The organism is Bacillus sp. NPDC057893 (assembly GCF_042796455.1).
Classification (GTDB): domain Bacteria; phylum Bacillota; class Bacilli; order Bacillales; family Bacillaceae_G; genus Bacillus_A.
The window spans coordinates 410,900-428,872 of sequence record NZ_JBHVNG010000004.1 but is presented as its reverse complement, the minus strand read 5'-3'; the positions used below and the strand labels follow the sequence as shown (position 1 = coordinate 428,872).

Sequence of the window (17,973 nt, the reverse complement as noted above, 5' to 3'; positions counted from 1 at the left end):
GCTTTTAATACTCTATATTTATTTTGAAAATGAATTATGCATCGACACTTCCTTTCTATACAACAAAAAATGACCCCTTAAATTAAGAGGTCATTTTCTTTCACGTACAAGAATCCTCTTATCTTTCAAAAGACATATAAATGTCCTCTGCGGAATTAGCACCTTCCTATGCATTTACATAGGGGTTGCTGAGGCTTCATAGGGCCGTTCCCTCTACCTCTCTGGATAAGTATGTATTTGTAATTTGTATTATGGCACTAACAATAAATAATTTCAATACTTTTCTTACTATTTTTATTTTTCGATAAATAGTTCATTTAAATCATTGTATTCTTATCGGAATTGTGAAATAATAAATTCAAAATTGTTACGGGAGGAATGCATGATGAAAGTAATTGGCTTAATTGGCGGACTAAGTTGGGAATCAACATCGTTGTACTATAAACACATTAATACACTTACTCTCTCTAAATATGATCAAAATGCGAAGCTTGTTTTATATAGCATGGACTTTGGGGAGGTAACTACATTATTGCAAAACCATCAATATGAAGAAGTGAAAAATGAATTAGTCACGGTAGCAAAAAAGGTAGAAAACTCAGGAGCTGAATGTTTACTAATGTGTTCTAATACTGTACATCTATTTGCTGAGGAAGTAGAACAAGCAATATCAATCCCACTTCTTCATATCGGTGATGTAAGTGCTAAAGAAATGGTAGAACGGAATATAAAACGGATCGGATTATTAGGAACGAAACAAACGATGGAACAAGATTTTTATACATCACGACTAGCAAAATATAACATTGAGACAATTATCCCAAATGACGAAGAAAGAACTTTTATCCATCACGTCATATTAAATGAATTAAGTAGAGGAATTATTTCAGAAACATCAAAAGAAAAACTAATACAAATTACCAATTCATTAATTAATAATGGGGCTGAAGGAATTCTACTTGGCTGTACGGAAATTCCTTTGCTCATTTCCCAAAATGATCTATCTGTTCCTGTTTTTGATACTGCTTATTTACATGCGAATACTGCTGTACAATTTGCTGGATAATAATATAAAAGCATACAGGTAGAGCCTCTATGCTTTTATATTGTCCGAACTATTTATTTAAAAGAGCATCAATAACTGCAATGGCTCTTTTGGAACCACCACACTCTAAAAAACTTTCATTCAGTTTTTGAATGCCATGTTTATACTTTTTATTTGAAAGAACGTCTGTTACCGCCTTTTTTAAAGTTTGCACATTAACATGCTCTTTCAATAATCTATGTGCTGCCTCAAGCTCAGTTAATCTTTGCGCTATCATAGGTTGATCTTTATCATGCGGTATTATCACAAATGGGACATTATAATGGATTGCATCGTGCACACTATTCATTCCACCATGTGTAATAAAAACATCTGCTTCACTTAATATTTCTGATTGAGGTACGTAAGGGGCTATAATAAAGTTGTCTGGCGCTTGCTTAATTTTTGAAATATCATTTCTATCACCGATCGCCATTACTACAATCCCTTCGAAATTTGAAAAAGCATCAATACAAGTATTAAAAAATGGTTCGAGCCCTTCAAGAAGTGTTCCCATTGAAATATAAATAACTTTCTTTTTTGAAAGCAATTCAAGTGGAAACTTTGCATTTGTTTTGCGCTTTATAATACTCGGTCCAATAAAAACATTGTTTTCTCCGAACGAATCGCTATTAGGTTGAAAATAACGACTTGTATACACAAGACTAATATCTCCCTTATTATGCATAAATTGAAGATTATTTTTGGGCTTTACTCCAAATTCATGTTCCATTTGATACAGTAACTTTTCAGAGAGTTCATCGGGTTGGAATTTTATTTCTGCATTTGGATGAAAAGGCAAGGTTTCCAATAATACTGGTGGAATTAAAAATATAGGAGAGGAAACTATGCCTGGAACCTGTAAATATTCCTTTACTAACTCTCCAGCACCAAATATATCATAAACTACGAAATCAAAATTAATGCTTTTACATAATTGTTTCGTAATTTCTAATATATATAAAGAAGTTTGAACATGTACATGAAAGAAAGATTTTAATCCATATGAAGTTTCATTATCAATAGAAATCTCCTTTAATAAATCCGGATGAGTATGTACAATAGCTCCCAAAACTTCAAGCCTTTCCTTAAAGTTTTCCGTTGTAATATAGTGTACGTTATCACCTCTTTCAGTAAAGGCCTTTACTAAACTTAATGTAGGATTTACATGTCCCTCTGCAGGAAAATTAACTATTAAAATATTCAACACGTATTTCTCACTCCTTACAATTCAATGTTCTTATTAATCGTACTGTTATTATTACAAGCAATCTTCCTCTAATAGTCCCAATATGCTTACTACTTTAGGTTGATAAATAATTATCAGTCATCGGAAAAGGCATCTACATAAGTAGATGCCTAACTGTGATAAGGAGTGTTCTGTGAGGTTAGGATAAGCTTTTCTGCTTGTCCTATGCTATCAATATATGAATTATTTTAACCATTTTATTTGATCAAATGGATAATATACCATTTTCACTTTACCTATTACATGTGACTCATTGATAAGTCCAAGTGTATTCCTACTATCTTTACTATGATTTCGATTATCACCTAATACAAATAATTTATGCGAGGGAACTTTCATTTCTCTAAAGTTTGAAAAACGATTTGATACTTGTGACATATCTAACTGTATATACAACTCATCTCGCTTTTTACCGTTAATATATACCACATCGTTTCTTAATTGTATGTTATCCCCTGGTAATCCAATAATTCGTTTCACGTAGTATGTAGGCTCGTCTTCTTTTTTTATTATTACAACATCACCATGATGAAAAGAAGAAAAATAGACACTAGCCTTATTAACTAGTATGCGATTATTTTCATTCAAAGTAGGTTGCATCGAAATTCCTTCTACCATACAAAATAAAAATGACTTATTAATAATAATAATTCCTATTATAATTAAAATATAGCTACATATTTTTCTCCAATCTTTTAGAATCAATTGCTTCATATATACCTCATTTCTAATCTATTCGTATGTAAAAACGTCTCTAGTCCATATAAATGCTAGAGACGTTTCGTATATTTTAATTCTCTTTAGAGTCATCTATTTTTGGTGCTTCGCCAGTTAATCGCTTATTTTTTAAATCAAAATAAGCATCTAAAACTTCTTTTCCAATATCAGAGTTAATACCAGACTTATCATTTATAACCCATGGTACTACAACAGAAAATGCTACTTCTGGATCAGAATATGGCGCATATCCTGCTAATGTTAAATTATAGCATTCTCTACGATCGCCTTTCTCATTTCTCCCAATATCACTTTCTCCACCGTATACAGTCTGTGCAGTTCCTGTTTTGCCAGCTGGTTTATACGGTGCTTTTTGGAACGCCCTTACTCCCGTTCCATCCCCTTCTTGGAATACTTTCCTAAAGCCTTCTTTTACTTGATTGATATATTCTTCTTTCATATCAATTCTATTTAAAACAACGGGTTCTATTGATTGTACTACTTTACCGACCTCATCTTTTTGAACGGTTTGTTCTCTAATTTCTTGAAGAATTTGTGGTTTCATACGATACCCGCCATTTGCAATAGTTGAAATATATTGTGCAAGCTGAAGTGGTGTATACGTATCATACTGACCAATGGAAAAGTCTAATAAGAAACCTGGCTGATTATCTTTTCTCCCAATTTGCCCCGCTGTTTCATTCGGTAAATCAATGCCTGTTGGAACACCTAAACCAAATTGTCTGAAATAATATCTCATCTTATCAAAGTATTCTTGTTTAATATCTAATGAACTGTTCTTTACATAATCCATACCAGCAATTTTTAATGCTGTGTTAAACATATAAACGTTAGAGGAAACTTGTAAAGCTCTTAGGTCATCTATATCTCCAAAATCTTTCCATGACTTTTTCTCCTTAGTTCCTTTAAACTTCATAGGTGCATCATAAAAATGTGTTCCCGGTGTTATAGCTTTTGTTTCAAATCCGGTTAATACTGTAGCACCTTTAACAGTTGATCCAAGCTCGTATGAACTTGTCAGCGTACCTAAAGCATAATCTTCTACTTCCGTTTTTCCGTCTTTTTCTACAAGTCTTTTCCCAGCCATCGATAATACTTGGCCGTTTTTCGGATTCATCATTACAACGAAAGCACGGTCTAACATTGATTCTGAACCTTTATATGCCTTTAATATTTTTTCTATACTCTCTTCTACTTTTTTCTGTAATTCCATATCAATTGTTAACGTTAAATTCTTGCCGCTTTTCCCTTCAGAAACTGTTTCCGTTCTAATTGTATTACCTTGTTTACCAGCAATACTTCTTACTTCTTCTTTCGTGCCATGAAGTACATCTTCGTATTGCTGTTCGATGTAACTTTTCCCGACCCGGTCATTCCGGCTATACTCCCGCACTAAATAATAATCTAATCGTTCACGTGGTAATCCCTCATCAGCATTCGAAACATTTCCAAGGACTGAACGGAATAAGCCATCATTTACATAGAGCCGTTCCCAATCAACTGATGCGTCAACCCCAGGGAGATTTGCTAAATTTTCGCTAATCACAGCATATTCCTTTTCACTAACATCTTTTTTAATAATTTGAGGTACCATTTGATAACCTGAAGTCATTTTACTTTTAATAGCTAACACTTCTATGTCTTTTGCTGTTAATTCTTGAAGATTTTTTTCTGTAACTCGCTTTCTTTTTAACTCTTCTATTTTTTTGTCTAACTCTTTTCCGGCAATATCATTTTCTCTAAACTTATCTATTTCTTTTTTAGATACTAAATTTTGAGCAACCTGTGGATTTAATTGCATCCAAAAATCTTTCTTATCTGTCTCGGTTAACTTATCTATATCTTCTTGCGGTATTTCAATTATTGCTGCAAGTTGTCTCGCAGTTTTTAACATTTCCTCCGCTTTTACACCTTTCACCTTTGTATATGTAATCGTACGTAAAGACTTATTGTCCACTACTGGATTCCCTTCACGGTCATAAATTTTGCCACGTGGTACTGTAAGCTTAACTGTTGCATTTTCCCTCTTCGCTACTTCATTTTTATATGTTTCTCCATCGAAAATTTGCACTTTACCTAACTGGATTATAATTCCAGAAAATAATAAAAATACACAAAAGAATAAAATATTTAACCGTATTGGCATTGGCCGACCGTTCTTCTTTTTTTGCTTTTTCACCTCGTTATAATCTCCTCCCTACGTCACTTTCGTTTCATTACTTACTATATGTAGTCTCCATATAGTAAGTAATATTATTTTTTAAACATTACGTTGTATGAATATTAATATAATGTTTAAAACTTAATAGAAATTTAAGCAATGGTAAAGAAAAAGTAAAGTTTACTAAATAAAATTTAAAAATACGCAATAACAAAGGGCTTAGTTTTCACTAAGCCCTTTGTTATTGCGTATTTAATTATTTACGAGTTATATAGAGCGTATTGTTACGGATCTATCTTCACTCTTTGATATGGACGGTTCATTTTGAAATTTTGGTAAGTAAATTGTTACAGTTGTCCCGACACCAACATCGCTCATAATACTAATAGTCCCATGGTGACTTTCAATGATTTTATAACTTAGCATCAATCCGATTCCTGTTCCTTTTTCTTTCGTACTATAAAAAGGTTCGCCCAATCTCTTAATTCTTTCTTCTGGTATCCCTATTCCTTCGTCTACTACATCTATTATGATACCGCCTTCATTCAGTTCTTTAATATGAATTGAAATCTTCCCACCATCTGGCATCGCTTCAATTGAATTTTGCAAAATATTAATAAATACTTGTTTTAATTGATTTTCAGAGCATTCAATAATCATTTCTTTGGAATCTGTAAATAACTCAACTTGAATGTTTGTCATAATTGCTTTTATGTTAATTAACGACACAACATTTTTAAATATTTGACAAATATCTTTCTTCTCAGTAGGGATTTCATCTGTTTTAGCAATCGACAAAAATTCCTGAAGGATTGCTTCAATTCTCTCAATTTCAGAAAGCATAAGATTAAAATATTTTTCTTGATCCTCCTTGTTAATTTGGAATAATTGTATAAATCCTTTTATTACAGTTAAAGGGTTCCTCACTTCATGTGCTACTCCAGCTGCTAATTGACCAATAGCTGCAAGTGTATCCGATTTATTTAGCAATTCTTCTGTCTTTTTCCGCTCTGTAATATCGCGGACAATGATCATAATTTTATCTTGTAATAATGGTAAACATCTAGCTTCAAAGAAATCAATACTTCCATTAATTGTTAGAGGGTATTCTACAATTACATTCTTTCCTTCTTCTTTCAATTGGCGAATTGCTTCTTGAAATTGCTGTGCTACTGGAGACGGTAATATTTCGTAAAACTTTTTTCCCATAAAAGCTTCTGCGGGTACGTAAAATTTTGTAGGAGATCCTGCTTTATAATCTATAATTGTCCCATCGTCTTCTGTTAAAAAACATAAATCTGGTAAAGCTTTAAAAATTAATTCTAATTCAGAGGTTTGTTGTTTTAATTGCCCTTCTATCGCTTTTAAATGTGTAATATCTACCCCAACAGCCCAGTAACTAAATCCTGTTACAGGAAACTGCTCAGATATATTGGACCACATTATCGTTTTGATTTCACCGTTTTTACATGTTAAACGCATTTTCCAATCTCTAAAATTTTTTCCACGAGTCAAAAATTTATTTTGTATTTGATGGCGATAATTATGGTCAGGATACAGTAATTGAAGAGCGTTTGGATTCCCAATTATTTCTTCAGCAGTATAACCTGTTACAATCTCGCATTCTCGATTCCACAAAACAAAATCTCCATTATAGTCAAGCGCATCAACCATAACAGGCATGTTTTGTAAGATCGTATGTAGTTCTTCCTCTTTTCGAGAAAGTAACGATGTATTTTTACTTTGAACTGCTTTTTTCACCCCAGCTATAATGAGGTTAGAAAGCATTTCAAAATATTTTTGGCAATTGAAAATTTCGCTTCGTTTGGACCATACAACAAAAGATCCTAAATATTGATTGTATAAGAAAAGGGGGATTTCAATTTTGGGAAGTTTACATACTTTCATTTCATTAATTCCAAATGAAAATATACATTCGTTTTCAGCATCAAGAAGTTGATGTGATATGTTGGTTAATTTATAAAATTGTTCTGCCATGGTTTCTATTGTACTCACATCAATAAGTTCCATTAGCCGCGCATTCATTCTTTTCTCACCTCGATATGTAAAATTTATACAAATTAAAAATTCATACTTCTTCATTATACGAAGAAAGTGCTCCTAGGTATATAGCTGTAGAATAATTATTCGAACAAATTCTATTTTTCAATTAAAAAAAGAAAATAATATGGGAGTGTTACGCGCTGCTAGTAGAAGTATAAAAATACAATAAATATAAAATTCATAAAAAATTCACAACTTTCATGAAAAATATATACATTTATTCCAATATATTCTATATAATGAGGTGTAATAAGGCTTCTATGAATCTCATAGAATACCTTACCCCTAATAAAAAGAAAAAAAGAATCTATTTGGATTCTTTTTTTCTTTTTTTATTACATTACATATTTATTTAAAGCATGTGCGACACCATGTTCTTCATTTGTTAACGTTTCGTATTGACACATCGCTTTTATTTCTTCAACTGCATTTCCCATTGCAATTGATATATTTGCTTTCTCCATCATAGAAACATCGTTTAAGCCATCGCCTATTGCTACAGTGTTTTCAACTGGAATATTAAGATGTTTTGCTAAAGTATATAATCCATTTCCTTTTTGAGCATCTCGATGATTAATCTCTAAATTATGCCAATAGGAAGATGTAATAGCTAAATCCGTATTATGCAGAAACGTTTCTTTTAATTTTTTTAATTTCTCTATGTCATAAGAAAACGGTAAAAGTTTATGCACATGTATATCCATTTCTACAATTGGTTTACAACTTTCTGCACTATGAAATGCTGTATGCTCAAGATATAATGCAGCAATCGTTTCTAACTCTTTCAAATCGAAATTTCCTTTTGTATTCTTCACATACTCGATTTCATTACGCACACTCTCTACGCCATAATCCGGTACATACACACCTTTATTAGTATAAAGCTGATAATACAAGCCATTCTCTTCAAGATATTCTACAATCTCAAGTGCCTGCATATTTTGAATTGGATATCTCTTCATCATCTTCTTATCTGTATAAATAAGGGCACCATTTTCCGCAATGATTGGACAGTCTAAATTAACTTCTAATAATAAGCGTTCAATATCAATGATCGAACGTCCTGTACAAATAGCCACAACATGTCCTGCTTCCTGACATTTTCGAATTGCTTCTGCATTTTCTTTGCTAATCATTTTATTACCGGAAAGAAGGGTCCCATCTAAGTCAATTGCTATTAATTTCATTATTTCTTCACCACTTTCTATAAATACACGAGATCTATTTAACAAAAAGGTATCGTTTTCATATTGAGCTCGTTAAGTACTTCTTATTTATAATTTATGAAAAGCGTTTCAGGTCAAGAAATATTACTAAATAAAATATAAAATGCAAAGCGTTTCTATTTTAAAGAAAGCTCTGCATTTTACACTATGAATTATAAGTAATATATTTCGTCTCACAAATGTACACATTTTTTTCTTTAGTTGGGATAAATACTTTAAACTTTTCTAACTGCTTTCCGTAAACATGGATAGTGACAACGCTTTCGTGTTTACCAATTTCGAGAATATGACAATCAGCCGGTGGGATTACTTTATCTGTTTCTCCTTCTCCCAAATAAATATTCCCTGTATGTGTTAAATAAAATAGTGAATTTCCGAGTTGCTTAGTTTGTAAAAAGTTTCGAACCATTATCCTTCCGGAAAAAACTCCTTCAACTCCCCAAGCACCATCATGATCATGTAGTGGTGTAGCTTGTCCATTTTTCCATACAAGTGCTAGCACTTCAAAACGTTTTAATGGATCTTCATACAGTAAGTGTCGTGCATATTGAGCGGAATTCGCTTTCTGTTTCTCTAACGGAAGCCATGTTTTCTTTTCTAAAAGTTCTTCCAGTAATTTTTCAATTTCACACACGATTTGCTCTTCCAATAAATTACTATCTATTAAATCAGTTACAGCTTTAATAAATGTTTGAAACGTTTTACTCCCATTGCACGTTAACATAAGCATCCCCCTCTACTCTTTTTCCACACACCTCCATACTATAAAGCACACTAAAATTTTACAATTGAGAAATAAAAAACAAGGTACAAAAAATGTACCTTGTTGAACGTTTTATTGAGTTTTTAAGCGAATAGGTAAGTGTTTTAATGTTTGTTCATTTTCCAATATACATTTTTCTAAATTGAAAGATGGAGATAACTCTATTTTTTCGAAAGCGTTTATAAAGGTAGTTAATGCAATCTCAGCTTCAAGACGTGCAAGCGGTGCGCCTAAACAAAAGTGAGGACCTTTTCCAAACGTTAAATGCTTTTCATTCCCTACTCGGTGTAAATTAAAATTAGAAGCTTGTGAGAATTTCTTCTCGTCCAAATTTGCTGCACTGACCCATGCAACCACCATTTGATCTTTTTTCATTAAAGGTCCAAATATATTTGTGTCTTCAGTAATCCTCCGAGCCAATGTAACAGGAAAGCGGTAGCGTAATACTTCCTCTATCGCATTTGGAACCAACCTTGGTTCTTCTTCTAATTCTTTATATGTTCCAGGTGAATCCACTAAGAAACAATAAAAACTATTAATAATTAAGTTTGTCGTTGTTTCATTCCCAGCGGCTAATAGTCCTAATGCAAAAGTTACAATTTCTTCATCTGTTAACCATTCACCTTCGTACTCCGCTCGAATTAAATCCGAAATAATATCATCTGTTAAATGATATCTTTTATCCTGAACAATCGGGAGAAGGTAATCTTTAAATTCATTTAAAGCAACTCCTTTCTTCGCATCCAGATCATTAAATTTTTCTTTACTATACGGCATAAATAAAATATCAGACCATTCTTTAATTTGTTTACGGTCTGTAGTTGGTACTCCCAATAGATCTGATATAACGGTAACAGGTAAAAGTGCAGCAAATTGATTAACAATGTTAACTTCATCATACTTTTCTATATTTTTTACAAGTTCATCTGCAATGGCTTGTATACGGGGTTTCCATTGTTCTAAACTTCTAGGAGTAAATGCTTTCGAAACAATTGAACGTACATTACGATGTTCTGGGGGATCAGAAGAATTTATATTTATTCTCGTTTCTAAAGGTGGTATTGAAAATTGTCTACGTTCCCTTCTACTTGAAAATAAGCGGAAATCTGATAAAACACGGTTCACATCCTCATACAGAAACACATTCCATACGTCTTGTTCTTCATCATAATAAACAGGGTGATTGTCTCTCATATACTGATACCAATCATAAGGATTCCATAACTCTTCTTTTGTTTTCAGCTTTGAAATTTCATGAACTAAAATAACATTTTCAGGTGAAGTCATAGTTCTTTCCTCCCTTTTCTTTTACAATAAAAGTGATAGGTATGTTTTACAAAGATGTATAGACTAACATATGTTATTTTAACATATAGAGAGCTGAAATTTTCAAATGAGAACTTGAGAAACATATTAGGGGGATTACTATGTACGTTGATATTTTACTACTAGCTGAATTAACGACAGGACCAAAACACGGCTATGAAATAAAGAAAAATATCCAAAATCGTTTAGGTGATAATTTTGAATTAAACCATAACATGCTTTATCCCACTCTTCGGCGTTTTGAAGATATGGGTGCTATAACGAAAGAAGTTCATCAACAAATCGGAAAACCAAACCGAAATATGTACGCCATAACAGAAACAGGAGAAGAAATTTTTTATGAAATGCTAAGAGAGTTTCCCGAAAAAATTGCGACAAACAATGCTGAATTCCTTGTGCGTATCGCGCTCTTCGAAAAACTTGATTACGAGGCTAGAAAAGAAATTTTGACTACACGCCAAAACGTGCTTCAAGAACAACTTACAGCGATCCAATCCCTTGACGTTGTCTCACCTTTTATTACAGAAGTTGTTGAATTTACTAAGTCACGTATTGAACATGAATTACATTGGATTACATCACTTATGAAGAAAATATAAAAAAATAACAAGAAAAGTTAAAAACAATGAATGAAAATGAGATTTATTATCAATACTATAATTAATAAAAGGGCAACCACGATTTGGCTACCCTTCAAAAATTTACACTTCTGGATCGAAAGTTTTGCAATCTGTTTCTTCCGTTGTAGATGCTTGTTTTCCTTTATGACTTACTACATAAATCGCATCTGCACTACATTTATTACCGTTACTCCAAAATTTACAGTTATTCACTTCGCATAGTACATCTTGTGCCATAGTATCACACCTCCTTGTTCTTTTATCATTAACAAAATCCGGAGGTATGATACTCTTTGCTATGCATTTTTATTTTCTTTTTAGCTTTCTTAGTGATTCTATATCCGCTCCTACAATAGAATCAATATTATCGGTTATTTTTTCAATATCGAAATTCCACCATTGAATCTGCAATAATTCGTCTATTATTACATTTGAAAATCTCTCTTTTATTTTATTTGCAGGATTACCACCAACGATTGTATATGGTGCGACGTCTTTAGTCACAACAGATTTCGCTGCAATGATTGCACCATCTCCTATTTTAATTCCGGGCATAATCGTTGTATCCATACCGATCCAAACGTCATTTCCTACAACTGTATCTCCTTTATACGGTAAATCAGACAAATCTGGTGTAAACTTCTCCCACCCATTCCCGAAAATATTAAACGGATAAGCTGAAAATCCATTCATTCGATGATTTGCTCCGTTCATAATAAAGGTAACTCCAGATGCAATACAGCAAAACTTCCCAATGAAGAGACGATCTCCGATAAATTCATAATGATATAATACTCGATCTTCTAATGTTTCCCCATGTTTCGCATCATAATAAGAATAGTCACCAACGAGTATATTAGATTTCGTTATTGTATTTTTTATAAAATGAACGTTTTGATTTCCTTCAATTGGGTATTTAACATTTGGATTAGGATTCATGTTGCACAGCACTTCCTTTACCATTCATTTCACTTTCTACTGCTATTACTGGCTTTAAATTGTATATAGGTAAAATAAACAATAATCCAATTATAAATAGTAGAGCCGTTCCCTCATACATCGTGCTTAATGAGAACATCTCCTTTAATGAACCAGCAATACTCATCGTTACTACCATTGAACCGGTGAATAGTGGACTTAAAATACCGTTTACGCGACCAATAAAATCCGTGTCACTATTTTGAATAATGAGCGTATTAATCCCAATTTGAATACACGGTAGAGCTAACCCACTAAAAAGTTGTGCCGTAAGTGTCACCCATAAATTTGTGGAGTAACCAATTATACCAATTCCAATAGCCTGGCCTAGCATACCTACGATTAACATTTTTTGCGGCGCAACGTTTTTCGCAAATACCATCGCTAAAGCTCCACCAACAATCATCCCCGCTCCATTTACTGTTAGTAACCATTGTAAACTCTCTTTTGATAACCCTAACTGCTCAGTCACAATAAATATACCTAGTGGCTGAATTAAGCCTATACCTAGTCCTGCTGCCATAAAACATAGACCAAGTAAGGTTAATGCTTTTTTCTTTTTGACGTACTTAACACCATCCTTCATTTCCTGTAACAAAGTGATATCTTTCTTTGCTGCTTCGTTTTCAAGATCTTTCGGAAGAAATAACAATACACCTGCGGCAAGTAAAAAAGCGATACCCGTTATGATGATTGAAATATAAATTCCAAAACTATGAAAAATAAATGTTCCGAGAATTGGTCCTAACACCATAAAAATTGCAAATATCGTTTGATATATAGACATTGCTAATTGAATTTGTTCCGTCGATAAATGTTGTTTAAACAATTTCATTCCAGATGGTTGAGAAAACTGCGAAAGGATTGCAGAGATTAGCGTCACAAAAAACACAATTTTCCACGTTCCAAACATAAGTGTAATTAATACAGCGAATACTGAAATAGAACTTAACGTTTCACACCATATCATTGTCCTTCTCGGCTTCCACCTATCAGCAAAAGTTCCACCAATAAAGGAAAAAATGAAAATCGGAGCAAATTCAGCAACTGAAATCATGGAAATTGCGAATGCATCACCTTTTGTCATTTCCATTACATACAGCAATACTGCAAAGTTTCGAACCCATATTCCAATTTGTAAAAATAATGCCGATGCGAGAATACCTTGCACAAATCGATTTTTTAATACTTCCGATACCCCATGATTTTGTTTCGTTTCTACAGTCGTCGACATAAAAAAGCCTCCTATTTCGTGTTCTGAACAGGAGGCAGCACAAATCATATGAAAAGACTATATATTCGCAGTGCGAAACACATCCCTTTTCTATACATGTACATACTAATCCTATTCAGAAGAATATTTCGTTTTTTAACGAAGATCTCTTGCAAATAGAATTAGTTGATCATTGGGATGTTTTCACCCTTCCGTTTCGAATTTAATTAACACATACATACTCTATGTAAAACATTTTCAATGTATGCATGTCTCATTTTAACTATTCTAGAAAGTCAAAGGCAATTCCTCTAAAGAACGCATTAAATAGTTTCCTTGCCATTTAATATCTTCACGATCGCCTTTTATTTGTAGTTCAGGCATCCGTTTAAACAAAGTAGTAATAGCAATCTTTGCTTCCAACCTAGCAAGTGGTGCTCCTAGGCAGAAATGACTACCATGCCCAAAGGCAATATGACGGTTATTTTCTCGTGTAATATCAAATACTTCTGGGTTTTCAAATACTGTTTCATCACGGTTTGCTGAAGCTAATGCGATAATAACCATATCTCCTTTTTGGATTGTTTGTTCGTGAATTTGAAACGGCTCAGCCGCCCATCTTGCAGTTGTCACCTCAACTGGAGAATAATAACGCAATCCTTCCTCAATAGCTGAATCAATTAATTTCGGATTATCTTTTAATAATTGTAATTGCTTCGGATTTTCAAGAAGTGCTAATACCGTATTTGTTATTAAATTCACTGTCGTCTCGTGTCCGGCTACAATTAATAACATGATCATTGAATATAGCTCTCGAGCACTAAGTTTATGCCCTTCATTTTCTGCAAGTATTAACGCACTAACCAAATCTTCTTTTGGATTTTTCCGTTTTACATCAACTATATATTGAAGATATGTAATAAACTCAGATAGTTGTTTTTCGGTTTCTTTTATTTCTTCAGGTGTTTCTGGCGATGCAATGACAGCATGAGACCAAATTCTAAATTTCGCTTGATCCTCTTTTGGAATTCCAAGCATCTCACTTATTACAATAATCGGTAATGGGAATGAATAATCATCCACAAGATTTAATGTACCTTTTCGCTCTATCTCATTTATTAAATCATCCGCTACTCTCTGAATTCTTCCGTCTAATTGTGAAATCATCTTTGGTGTAAAAGCTTTTTGAACTAAAGATCGTAAACGACTGTGGTTAGGTGGGTCCGAATTTAACATATGCGTTGTTAAATGATCACTATTGTCAACAGAAAGAAACATGTTCATTGTATCTTTAGAAAAAACATTATTTGGATCTTTTTTTAAGCGATTATCTTTTAAAAGTGGCAGAGCATCTTCATATCTTGTAATGAGCCATTCTGTACCAATCTCGACTTTATTAACAAATAATATAGGTTGTATTTTTCGCGACTCTTTATAAATTTCATAAGCATCTTCTTTAAACTGAGCAGAAGCTAAATTAATGCCATCTTCTATTTTTTGGCCAACCTTATTTTTTATTGACATTGCATTCCCTCACTCTCAATTATTTGTGTAAATCAACCCAACATTTGAATTATACTTCAATAAAAACTAGAAAATTGTAAATTTTTAATTAAAATCTTACTTCGTATATTGAAAAATAAAAAAGTGAGAGAGTAAAATTATTCTACTCTCTCACTTCCTATTATGCGAAGCACATAAAATTACTAATTTGTTGATATCGATAACTTACTTTGCGGCGGCGACCAGCTTGCCAAGTGTAGCCGGATACCCCACTTCTTCTTACTTCTGTCGGAAAGAACCATAAATCTCTTCCGAATGGACCAGGACGATGTAAACGTAAATAGCCCCATCTCCCTAAACAGTTACACATCCATGATTTCATATTGCCCGCTTGTGCAGGAGAAGCAAATGTGGATGGTAAAGACGGAGCTTGTGACGGTGGTGGTGACGTTGGAGCATCTTCCGCATCATCTGGTCTATAATCTTCTAGTTCAACCTCTCTAACTTCGATATCAGGTTCATATCCGTATTGTTGTGGATTATAATACATCGTTTGATCATATGGATAATTTTGTTGGTTATACATATTAACAAATCACCTTCTTTTCATTTGTTCCTTTTAACATTCATATGTGATACGCCATTCATAGGAAGCTTATGTATAGCCTAAATTCATCTGAAAAAAAGCTCGTATTTTTAAAATACGAGCTTTTTTATAAACAAGATATATTTTTTATTTTATTAACTTCACACTATAAAAACGCATTTGATCTAATGAACCTTCATATTCAAATACTTCTTGCTTAATTAATTCTTTCAAGCGATACTCTAAGAAAGTATCCCCAACTAATTGCTCCACAAGGCCAAGAACTTCACCTATTACTCTCGGAGCTTTATAAAACTCTTTATCTGCTCCTACATTTTTCGCACACTCAATAATGAATTGATCAAAATAACCTTCTTGTACAGAATGCACTTCATCGTCTTTCCAAACTCTTAAAAACTCCATGCTTTGCGATAATCTATCCCACTCATGTGAAAACTTCATTCGCTTCTCTTCAGTTAAATACGGAAATTCCACAAAACTTTTTTGGAAAAGAGCTAAACTTTCAGGAGATAATTCTCCAGTTCCACGGATATCATAATCTTGTTTTAATATTTCTTTACTCGCTTCAGAAGTATTCATAACACGAATATTTTTCTTATCTTTTAATTGCGCAATTACAAAACAAAGCCCTACGTGCTCATGGGCATTATCCGCCTTCCAAACGGTAATCGGTGTTTCATTCGGAATTGAATGTAGCTCTTCTAAAGTCTCCTTAAATCTTGGTAAATACTCTTCTTCAAAATAACAATCATAAGAAGTTAAGTTATTTAATAACCACTGTGCCCTTGCTAATTGACCTTCATTCGTATGTAATTGATGTATGGGACCAATTGAAAAGAATTCAGAGTATGAAACAACACTCTCCTCGTGTAATCCTTCTTGTTTCAACATATATTTTAAACATCCGGCAGTTGAATCATCAAAGGCAATATGAATATGTGTACTTTCTTCTAAATTCTTTTCCTGAGTTGTATGACTCGTCAATTGCTTAGGGATACTCGTTAAATTTTTTATCATATCTTCGCTATAATTCCCGTCTAATACATCTAACTGTATTAGAATACTTTGAAGTAAATGTTTTGCTTCATCTTCATACATATCCTCTACAACATTTTTAATTTTATCTATCATATAAATCCCTCTATTCATTTCTAAAATAACGTAGATTATAGTGTATCATTTTAGCCCAGATGTTTAAAAGTCTTTTTAAAATCAAATCGTTTATTACACAGATTGCTGCAGCCATCTAAGTTTTTAACAAAAGCTTTCTCTATATTCCTCTCAATCTATAGATCTATAATATTTTTTCTTCCTCCTTATTTATCTCCCAAGATCACATTAGTTGCTAAATAATTTTTAAACACTTTGTAAATCTTTTTATTTAAATGTATAATTATATAGAAAATAAAAAATACAGGAGCAATATTAATGGCGAAAGTACTTACTAATTATAAACATTATTTAAAAAATTGGAGATTTATATTTATTTGTATATTACCTGCTGTCGCTTTATTGTATACATTCGATGTCATCTTTGAACTACTGTTTCACCAAAATTTCTATTTGTCTAATTTAATTGTTGCTATCATATTAATCTTAATATTTATTAGCGTTAAAGATAAGTTTAATATCAAAGGTTAAAGAAAACTATAATTGAAACGAAACCGTTGTGAAGCTACATTTTTCATAAAAAATTAGAGCACCCTGCTATTGGATGCCCTAATGTGATTAGAGGTTTTTTCTGAGTATTTAGTAGGACACGAAGATCTTATCCTATTACATACTATATGCTTGTACCTATTACATTGTGCATTAAAAAGCACAATGTCCAGATGCCAAATAGATACATACACATTGGAGTAACTAACACGCTAGAAAAGACCTTCCTATATCCATTCATTCTTAATAGCCTACATTATTACTAATAAAATCTGCTCATACTTTCATTGTACAATTGCTTTATTTATAAACAAAAAACATCCATGGGGATGTTTTTTATCTAATTATCTTTAAACTTCCATAAATTTAGCAGGTACACCAATTTTTTCAACTACAGAAGATATATTAGTAGGGTTAATCATTACATTTTCAATACAAACTAATTTATTTTCTAATAATCCATTCTCTGTAGTAATAAGTTCTTCAAATCGTTCTAAACTCATTGAGAATTTGTGCTCACTTCCACCATTCATATTGACTTTTACATACTTCATAGTGTCACCGCCTTTCTTAATTATCTATAATTCGCTAAGAATACGCTTACATCCTTTTTGTTAAAATTTCAATAAAATATTTCTAGAATTATATATCTTTGGAAAAGATTATATAATAGTCCCGATTACATATTAGGAGTGTTATTAATGCTTAATATAAGCCGCCTCTTAATCATCATACTTATTGCAATTTTTTTATTTTTATCAATATTATAGAGTTTAAAAAAC

Annotated in this window: 17 protein-coding genes and 1 riboswitch; of the genes, 3 read left to right on the top strand and 14 right to left on the bottom strand. The window is 32.5% G+C overall.

What is annotated here, in order from left to right:
- Positions 1 to 115: 115 nt before the first annotated feature.
- Positions 116 to 232: riboswitch (SAM riboswitch) on the bottom strand.
- 150 nt (positions 233 to 382) lie between these two features.
- Positions 383 to 1,066 carry an aspartate/glutamate racemase family protein gene (locus ACFVQC_RS20740; RefSeq protein WP_377899110.1) on the top strand — a complete coding sequence of 228 codons (684 nt, stop codon included), beginning with the start codon at positions 383 to 385 and terminating at the stop codon, positions 1,064 to 1,066.
- Positions 1,067 to 1,115: 49 nt separating this feature from the next.
- On the opposite strand, the gene ACFVQC_RS20735 is transcribed toward ACFVQC_RS20740, so the two are convergent.
- The 7 genes from ACFVQC_RS20735 to ACFVQC_RS20705 all read right to left on the bottom strand — a co-directional run bounded on the left by ACFVQC_RS20735 (position 1,116) and on the right by ACFVQC_RS20705 (position 10,572).
- Positions 1,116 to 2,294 (bottom strand): macrolide family glycosyltransferase, encoded by a 1,179-nt coding sequence (locus ACFVQC_RS20735; protein WP_377895993.1) that lies wholly within the window; start codon positions 2,292 to 2,294, stop codon positions 1,116 to 1,118.
- Positions 2,295 to 2,516: 222 nt separating this feature from the next.
- Positions 2,517 to 3,047, bottom strand: a complete 531-nt coding sequence (gene lepB / locus ACFVQC_RS20730) for a signal peptidase I (protein ID WP_002013161.1) — start codon at positions 3,045 to 3,047, stop codon at positions 2,517 to 2,519.
- A gap of 76 nt (positions 3,048 to 3,123) precedes the next feature.
- Positions 3,124 to 5,250: a peptidoglycan D,D-transpeptidase FtsI family protein gene (locus ACFVQC_RS20725; RefSeq protein WP_377899109.1), complete on the bottom strand. Its 2,127-nt coding sequence runs from the start codon at positions 5,248 to 5,250 to the stop codon at positions 3,124 to 3,126.
- Positions 5,251 to 5,499: 249 nt separating this feature from the next.
- Positions 5,500 to 7,278, bottom strand: coding sequence for an ATP-binding protein (locus tag ACFVQC_RS20720; protein WP_377899108.1), 1,779 nt, complete (start codon positions 7,276 to 7,278; stop codon positions 5,500 to 5,502).
- 353 nt (positions 7,279 to 7,631) lie between these two features.
- Entirely contained in the window at positions 7,632 to 8,483 is an 852-nt protein-coding gene (locus tag ACFVQC_RS20715; protein WP_377899107.1) for a Cof-type HAD-IIB family hydrolase, read from the bottom strand.
- Positions 8,484 to 8,667: 184 nt separating this feature from the next.
- Positions 8,668 to 9,246, bottom strand: coding sequence for a cysteine dioxygenase family protein (locus tag ACFVQC_RS20710; RefSeq protein ID WP_377896148.1), 579 nt, complete (start codon positions 9,244 to 9,246; stop codon positions 8,668 to 8,670).
- Positions 9,247 to 9,357: 111 nt separating this feature from the next.
- Positions 9,358 to 10,572, bottom strand: a complete 1,215-nt coding sequence (locus ACFVQC_RS20705) for a cytochrome P450 (RefSeq protein ID WP_377899106.1) — start codon at positions 10,570 to 10,572, stop codon at positions 9,358 to 9,360.
- A 140-nt stretch (positions 10,573 to 10,712) separates the two neighbouring features.
- Here ACFVQC_RS20705 and ACFVQC_RS20700 point away from each other — a divergent pair, with 140 nt between their 5' ends.
- Positions 10,713 to 11,210 (top strand): PadR family transcriptional regulator, encoded by a 498-nt coding sequence (locus ACFVQC_RS20700; protein WP_377896150.1) that lies wholly within the window; start codon positions 10,713 to 10,715, stop codon positions 11,208 to 11,210.
- Between the two features lie 102 nt (positions 11,211 to 11,312).
- On the opposite strand, the gene ACFVQC_RS20695 is transcribed toward ACFVQC_RS20700, so the two are convergent.
- From ACFVQC_RS20695 to ACFVQC_RS20670, 6 genes are all read right to left on the bottom strand, one after another.
- Positions 11,313 to 11,468 carry a DUF1540 domain-containing protein gene (locus tag ACFVQC_RS20695; protein WP_215581948.1) on the bottom strand — a complete coding sequence of 52 codons (156 nt, stop codon included), beginning with the start codon at positions 11,466 to 11,468 and terminating at the stop codon, positions 11,313 to 11,315.
- Positions 11,469 to 11,537: 69 nt separating this feature from the next.
- The gene (locus tag ACFVQC_RS20690) at positions 11,538 to 12,170 is read right to left on the bottom strand and encodes a Vat family streptogramin A O-acetyltransferase (protein WP_377899105.1); all 633 of its coding nucleotides are present in this window, start codon (positions 12,168 to 12,170) and stop codon (positions 11,538 to 11,540) included.
- The gene (locus ACFVQC_RS20685) at positions 12,160 to 13,443 is read right to left on the bottom strand and encodes an MFS transporter (RefSeq protein WP_377896152.1); all 1,284 of its coding nucleotides are present in this window, start codon (positions 13,441 to 13,443) and stop codon (positions 12,160 to 12,162) included. Before ACFVQC_RS20685 ends, ACFVQC_RS20690 begins: the two co-directional genes overlap by 11 nt.
- A 267-nt stretch (positions 13,444 to 13,710) precedes the next feature.
- Entirely contained in the window at positions 13,711 to 14,946 is a 1,236-nt protein-coding gene (locus tag ACFVQC_RS20680; protein WP_377899104.1) for a cytochrome P450 family protein, read from the bottom strand.
- A gap of 160 nt (positions 14,947 to 15,106) precedes the next feature.
- The gene (locus tag ACFVQC_RS20675; RefSeq protein ID WP_002110206.1) at positions 15,107 to 15,511 is read right to left on the bottom strand and encodes a hypothetical protein; all 405 of its coding nucleotides are present in this window, start codon (positions 15,509 to 15,511) and stop codon (positions 15,107 to 15,109) included.
- 147 nt (positions 15,512 to 15,658) lie between these two features.
- A complete protein-coding gene (locus ACFVQC_RS20670) occupies positions 15,659 to 16,663 on the bottom strand; it encodes a DUF1835 domain-containing protein (protein ID WP_377899102.1) in 1,005 nt (334 codons plus the stop codon).
- A gap of 297 nt (positions 16,664 to 16,960) precedes the next feature.
- Here ACFVQC_RS20670 and ACFVQC_RS20665 point away from each other — a divergent pair, with 297 nt between their 5' ends.
- Positions 16,961 to 17,173, top strand: a complete 213-nt coding sequence (locus ACFVQC_RS20665) for a hypothetical protein (RefSeq protein ID WP_377899101.1) — start codon at positions 16,961 to 16,963, stop codon at positions 17,171 to 17,173.
- A gap of 368 nt (positions 17,174 to 17,541) precedes the next feature.
- On the opposite strand, the gene ACFVQC_RS20660 is transcribed toward ACFVQC_RS20665, so the two are convergent.
- Positions 17,542 to 17,745 (bottom strand): hypothetical protein, encoded by a 204-nt coding sequence (locus tag ACFVQC_RS20660; protein WP_002147499.1) that lies wholly within the window; start codon positions 17,743 to 17,745, stop codon positions 17,542 to 17,544.
- Positions 17,746 to 17,973: the final 228 nt, after the last annotated feature.

Bases quoted from the DNA above. Each gene is read 5' to 3' on its own strand.
- lepB (WP_002013161.1), bottom strand. From the start codon at position 3,047: ATGAAGCAATTGATTCTAAAAGATTGGAGAAAAATATGTAGCTATATT.
- ACFVQC_RS20690 (WP_377899105.1), bottom strand. From the start codon at position 12,170: ATGAATCCTAATCCAAATGTTAAATACCCAATTGAAGGAAATCAAAAC.
- ACFVQC_RS20710 (WP_377896148.1), bottom strand. From the start codon at position 9,246: ATGTTAACGTGCAATGGGAGTAAAACGTTTCAAACATTTATTAAAGCT.
- ACFVQC_RS20705 (WP_377899106.1), bottom strand. From the start codon at position 10,572: ATGACTTCACCTGAAAATGTTATTTTAGTTCATGAAATTTCAAAGCTG.
- ACFVQC_RS20675 (WP_002110206.1), bottom strand. From the start codon at position 15,511: ATGTATAACCAACAAAATTATCCATATGATCAAACGATGTATTATAAT.
- ACFVQC_RS20695 (WP_215581948.1), bottom strand. From the start codon at position 11,468: ATGGCACAAGATGTACTATGCGAAGTGAATAACTGTAAATTTTGGAGT.
- ACFVQC_RS20660 (WP_002147499.1), bottom strand. From the start codon at position 17,745: ATGAAGTATGTAAAAGTCAATATGAATGGTGGAAGTGAGCACAAATTC.
- ACFVQC_RS20665 (WP_377899101.1), top strand. From the start codon at position 16,961: ATGGCGAAAGTACTTACTAATTATAAACATTATTTAAAAAATTGGAGA.
- ACFVQC_RS20700 (WP_377896150.1), top strand. From the start codon at position 10,713: ATGTACGTTGATATTTTACTACTAGCTGAATTAACGACAGGACCAAAA.
- ACFVQC_RS20685 (WP_377896152.1), bottom strand. From the start codon at position 13,443: ATGTCGACGACTGTAGAAACGAAACAAAATCATGGGGTATCGGAAGTA.
- ACFVQC_RS20670 (WP_377899102.1), bottom strand. From the start codon at position 16,663: ATGATAGATAAAATTAAAAATGTTGTAGAGGATATGTATGAAGATGAA.
- ACFVQC_RS20715 (WP_377899107.1), bottom strand. From the start codon at position 8,483: ATGAAATTAATAGCAATTGACTTAGATGGGACCCTTCTTTCCGGTAAT.
- ACFVQC_RS20740 (WP_377899110.1), top strand. From the start codon at position 383: ATGATGAAAGTAATTGGCTTAATTGGCGGACTAAGTTGGGAATCAACA.
- ACFVQC_RS20680 (WP_377899104.1), bottom strand. From the start codon at position 14,946: ATGTCAATAAAAAATAAGGTTGGCCAAAAAATAGAAGATGGCATTAAT.
- ACFVQC_RS20720 (WP_377899108.1), bottom strand. From the start codon at position 7,278: ATGAATGCGCGGCTAATGGAACTTATTGATGTGAGTACAATAGAAACC.